Annotated in this window: 1 protein-coding gene; it reads right to left on the bottom strand. The window is 50.7% G+C overall.

Annotated elements, in window-relative coordinates; all coding sequences use genetic code 11:
- Nucleotides 1-869 (bottom strand): ISL3 family transposase (locus DUW71_RS17480; RefSeq protein WP_119396562.1); only part of this gene is annotated, 869 nt, incomplete at its 3' end.
- Nucleotides 870-877 lie beyond the last annotated feature (8 nt).

Raw genomic sequence — 877 nt, 5'->3', positions numbered from 1 at the left:
TGCTTAAACAGCGGGTCTTCTTTGTGGCCTCTGCGACCTAAGGTATCTTGTTGGACACGCCTGCGGCAATTATCTAACGCATTGCCTGCCCAGCGAACAACATGAAAGGGATCAAGCACTGTTTGTGCATTTTCCAATGTCTCATCCGACGCCGATTTAAAGCCAGAGAAGCCATCCATTGCAACGATTTCAATACCGTCGCGCCACGACTTAGGACGGTCTTGTAGCCACTGCTTAAAAGCCTGTTTAGACCGGCCTTCCAGCACGTCAAGCAAGCGTGCGCTGCCAGTCCTATTGCGCACAGGTGTCAGGTCAATCACAACCGTGACGTACTTATCACCATAACGAGTGTGCCGCCATACATGCTCATCTACGCCCAAGACTGTTACACCGTCAAAGCGCGCAGGATCATTAAACAGCAAGCGTTGCCCTTCATTAATAATGGCGCTATTTGCGGTATGCCAAGAGACATTTAGGTGATCAGCCACTCGTGACACAGAAAGATGATCGACAACAATCGCTGCCAATGCCCACTGTATGGCACCGTGTGAGAGCTTTGAACGTGGCGGTGCAGCACAAGTGCTGTCTTCTAACCAGAAGTGCTTACAGTTAGCGCAGCGCCATCGCCGTATGCGCAGCAGTAAAGTCGTCGGGCGATGCCCAAAAGGAACATGAGCTAGGCGGCGTGAAACAGAACCACGAGATAAACCGAAATCACCGCATTTGGTGCAGGACTCTGGAGCTTTGGTGAAGCGACATTCAATGATGGTGCGTTTTTTATCGAGATGCTGCCCAGTCGCCTCAAGACCGAGTTTATTTAGTTGGCAAAAGCTGGAAAGGTCTGGGGTAGAAAAGGTATGATTGACCATGCTGAGGG

The organism is Salinibius halmophilus (genome assembly GCF_003577475.1).
In the GTDB taxonomy this organism is placed as follows: Bacteria; Pseudomonadota; Gammaproteobacteria; order Pseudomonadales; family Natronospirillaceae; genus Salinibius; species Salinibius halmophilus.
This window is presented reverse-complemented; position numbering and strand designations above follow the sequence as displayed.